The organism is Aestuariivirga sp. (genome assembly GCF_046093005.1).
Taxonomy (GTDB): domain Bacteria; phylum Pseudomonadota; class Alphaproteobacteria; order Rhizobiales; family Aestuariivirgaceae; genus Aestuariivirga.
On record NZ_JBJTER010000010.1, the window covers coordinates 1 to 4,107 of the forward strand.

General features: G+C 63.6%; 4 protein-coding genes and 1 pseudogene. 3 read left to right on the forward strand and 2 right to left on the reverse strand.

Going from position 1 to position 4,107, the window contains the following annotated elements; translation table 11 throughout:
- Positions 1–235: hypothetical protein (locus ACKOED_RS00485; protein ID WP_408914615.1), on the forward strand; the 235-nt coding region annotated here is incomplete at its 5' end.
- Between the two features lie 93 nt (positions 236–328).
- Here ACKOED_RS00485 and ACKOED_RS00490 read toward each other — a convergent pair.
- Entirely contained in the window at positions 329–1,834 is a 1,506-nt protein-coding gene (locus ACKOED_RS00490; protein WP_408914616.1) for a UxaA family hydrolase, read from the reverse strand.
- Between the two features lie 181 nt (positions 1,835–2,015).
- On the opposite strand from ACKOED_RS00490, the gene ACKOED_RS00495 reads away from it, so the two are divergent.
- Positions 2,016–3,041, forward strand: a complete 1,026-nt coding sequence (locus ACKOED_RS00495) for an aldo/keto reductase (RefSeq protein ID WP_408914617.1) — start codon at positions 2,016–2,018, stop codon at positions 3,039–3,041.
- Complete coding sequence (locus tag ACKOED_RS00500; protein ID WP_408914618.1) at positions 3,038–3,970, forward strand: 3-hydroxyacyl-CoA dehydrogenase; 933 nt, start codon at positions 3,038–3,040, stop codon at positions 3,968–3,970. The genes ACKOED_RS00495 and ACKOED_RS00500 overlap by 4 nt, the downstream gene beginning before the upstream one ends.
- Positions 3,971–3,982: 12 nt before the next feature.
- Here ACKOED_RS00500 and ACKOED_RS00505 read toward each other — a convergent pair.
- A pseudogene (locus tag ACKOED_RS00505) lies at positions 3,983–4,107 on the reverse strand (IS630 family transposase); the annotation flags it as partial.

The following is a 4,107-nucleotide window of genomic DNA, read 5'->3' on the forward strand; positions in this document are numbered from 1 at the left end:
GCACCCAGACGAGCGAGCGCCGTCGGGGACTCGCTGCTTTGGAGAATTTGTTGCCGGACTTGCGGCGCTGGCCATCGGAAAACAGCTGCGGTTCCCGGCGCTCAACTTTGCTGTTTTTCGTTCTCGACAGGCTGATGCCCCCTCTGTTCCAGCACAGAAGGCAGTAACAATGGCAAATTTACGTTTGGTTAACCGGTGCCGCTGGCGAGCAGAAGATGATCAAGAGCGATCATGATGTCACGGCCTGACGGTGGCATCTTCTCGTCAGCCGCCAAAGAAGACGCAAGAGCATGTCCCGGAATGATGGGAATCAACGGTCTGGGCTGTCTTACATTGTCGCGCCGATGTGCCATGGCACATACTCATTGTCACCATAGCCCAGTTCCTCGGACTTGGTGCGCTGGCCCGACGCCACCTTCAGCATCAGATCGAAAATCTGCTGGCCCTTCTCCTCGATCGACACGCCATCGAGAATGTCGCCGCAGTTGATGTCCATGTCGTCGATCATGCGATTGTAGATGTCGGTATTGGTGGCGAGCTTGATCGACGGCACCGGCTTGCAGCCATAGGCGGAGCCGCGGCCCGTGGTGAAGCACAGGAGATTGGCGCCGCCCGCCACCTGGCCGGTCGCCGCCACGGGGTCATAACCCGGCGTGTCCATGAACACGAAGCCCTTGCCGGTGACCGGCTCGGCATAGTTGTAGACATGCCGCAGCGTGGTGGTTCCGCCCTTGGCGGCGGCCCCCAGCGATTTTTCGAGAATGGTGGTGAGCCCGCCCAGCTTGTTGCCGGGCGACGGGTTGTTGTTCATCTCCATGTTGTTGCGGCGGGTGTATTCCTCCCACCACTTGATGATGCCGACCAGCTTCTCGCCAACCTCGCGGCTGGCGGCGCGCCGCGTGAGCAAGTGCTCGGCGCCATAGATCTCAGGCGTTTCCGAGAGGATGCCGGTGCCACCGTGCCGCACCAGAATGTCGACGGCGGCCCCCAGGGCCGGATTTGCGGTGATGCCGGAATAGCCGTCGGAACCGCCGCATTGCAGCGCCACGATCAGCTCGGAGGCATGGCAGGTCTCGCGCTTCACAGCGTTCACATGCGGCAGCATTTCACGGATCGCAGCGACGCCGGCAGCCACGGTCTTGCGCGTGCCGCCGGTTTCCTGGATCGTCATGGTCCGGAAGGTTTCACTCTCGGTGACGCCATAGGCCTCCTTGAAGCGCGGAATCTGGAAGCCCTCGCAGCCCAGCCCCACCATCAAGACGCCGCCCATGTTCGGGTTGGTGGCATAGCCCCAGGCGGTGCGCTTGAGGATGTCGAAGATCACGCCGCGGTAATCGACGACGCAGCCATTGTCCATCTTCAGCGCCACCACGCCGTCGATGTTGGGGTAGTCCGCCAGCATGCCGGAGCGCTTCACCTCCTCGGCGATGAAGCCGGCCACCGTGGCCGAACAATTCACCGAGGTCAGCACGCCAATGTAGTTGCGGGTGCCGACCTTGCCGTTGGGGCGGCGGATACCCTGGAATGTGGCCTGCTGGCCGAGCGGCAGAATATCCTCGGGCCTGGCATCCTGCGCGAAGGCATAATCGCGGTCGAAGTCCTGCATGCCGGTGTTGTGCTCGTGAACCCAGCTGCCCCTGGGAACGTCCTGCTTCGCGAAGCCGATGATCTGGCCAAACTTGCGGACGGGCTCGCCGGCGCGGATATCAGCCGCCGCCATCTTGTGGCCCTTGCCGATGCGGTCGAGCGCCGTGATCTCTTCAGGCGCCACGCTGCCCTTGTCGACCGTATCGATGGCAACGAGAACATTATCAGCCGGTGACAGGCGGAGCATGCGGGGCCGTTTCGGAACGCTGGCAATCATCGTGTTTCTCGCTTCTCTCTTGCGGAGCTTCTCCGCTTCGTGAATACAATACGCATGTTAGCATGCCGCAAAGAGCCGTCACGCCCGATTTCGCGGGCGCCAGCCGGGCCCAGCCGCATGCCGCACCGCAGATTTGAGGAGGCTGTCGAAGATGAAAAAGCGGAATTTCCGGGCGCCGTCGGGGCAAACCATCAGCTTCACCGAGCTGGGCTTTGGCGCGGCGCCCATTGCCAATCTCTACCGCGCCATCGATCCGGAGGAGGCGCAGGCCACGCTGGAAGCAGCATGGACGGCCGGCATCCGCTATTTCGACACCGCGCCGCTCTATGGCCTCGGCCTGTCGGAAACCCGGCTCAACCGCTTCCTCTATGGCCGCAAGCGCAAGGACTATGTGCTGTCGACCAAGGTCGGCCGCCTGCTCGATGTCTGCCCCCCGAAGGAGCGCACCGGCATCGGCAAGTTCTTCGACACGCCATCGCGCAAGGAGCGCTATGACTACAGCTATGACGGTTTCATGCGGTCGATCGAATTCTCGCTGGAACGCCTCGGCATCGATTCGATTGATGTGATTTTCGTCCATGACGTGGACATCTTCACCCACAAGACGGCCGACGCGCGTGACGCGCATGTGCGGACCGTCCTCAAGAGCGGCTTCAAGGCGCTGGCCAAGCTCCGGGACGAGAAGGTCATCAAGGCCATCGGCGCCGGTGTCAATGAATGGCAGGTCTGCGAAACCCTGGCCAAGGCGGCAAGCTTCGATCTCTTCCTGCTCGCCGGGCGCTACACGCTGCTCGAACAGGAGGCGCTCGAGAGTTTCCTGCCGCTGTGCCAGGAAAAAGGCATCGGCATCGTGCTGGGCGGGCCTTACAACTCGGGCATTCTGGCCACCGGACCGAAGCCCGGCGCCTGGTACAACTATTCGAAAGCGCCGAAAGCCATCCGCGACCGGGTGGCGAAAATCGAGGCGGTGTGCAAGCGGCATAAGGTGAAGTTGGCCGAAGCGGCGCTGCGCTTCCCCATGCATCATCCGCAGGTGGTGAGCGTCATTCCGGGCGGCGTCAGCGCCAGGGAAGTGGCGCTCAACGTGGCCACCCTCGACGCTAGCATCCCCAAGGCCCTGTGGCAGGATCTGAAAGCCCAGGGCCTCATGCATCCTGGCGCGCCGGTTCCGCGGTGAAGACGGCCATCCTCGGTTCCGGCCTGATCGGCCGGTCATGGGCCATGGTGTTCGCCTGCGGCGGCCATGAGGTGCGCCTGTGGGACCAGGACCCGGCCCAGGTCGAGAAAGCGCTCGCCCACCTTGCCCGTACGCTGCCGGAAATGGCGGAGGCCGGGCTGATCGACGCGGCGGAGACGGTCCATACGCGAATCCGGGGCGCGGCGGCTCTTGCCGAGGCGGTCGGCGGCGCGGGCTTCGTTCAGGAAAACATCGTCGAGCGCGCCGAGCCAAAACAGGCCTTGTTCGCGGAGGTTGAGCGGCTGGCGCCAGCCGATGCGATCCTGTCCAGCTCGACCTCGGCGATCATGCCATCGATCATCTTCGAAGGCCTGCAAAGCCGCGCCCGCTGCCTCGTCGCCCATCCCCTGAACCCGCCGCATCTGGCGCCGATCGTCGAACTCTGCGGGGCCGGCTTCACCGCGCCGGAAACCATCGCCGCCGCCCGCCAGTTCATGACAAGCTGCGGCATGGTGCCGATCACCGTGAAGCGCGAAATCGAGGGCTTCATCCTCAACCGCCTGCAGCTTGCGGTGCTGAACGAGGCGTTCCGCCTGATCGCCGAGGATTATGTGACGCCCGAGGACCTCGACAAGACGGTGACGGATGGCCTCGCCCTGCGCTGGAGCTTCATGGGACCGATCGAGACCATCGATCTCAACGCGCCGCAGGGCGTTGCCGATTATCTGGCCCGCTACGGCGCCATGATCCGCCGCATCGGCGACAGCCAGGCGGCAGCAAAACCATGGCCGGATGACATCGCCGCATCGCTTGACGCGGCGCGCCGCGCCGAGGTTCCCCGCGACAAGCTCGACGCCACCACCGCCTGGCGCGACCGCCGCATGATGGCGCTCGCGGTCCACAAGCGGAACGCGGAGAAGAAGCACTAGAGCGGAATCCCATCAGTCTGCATCATATCCTGCTGCGGCGAAGTAGTTTCGGCATTCCTGAGGCTTGAAGACTGGCAGCATGTCACCAATGGCGGTCCAGAGGCCTTCGACGGTGCGCTGTGCCGCCTTGCGCAATA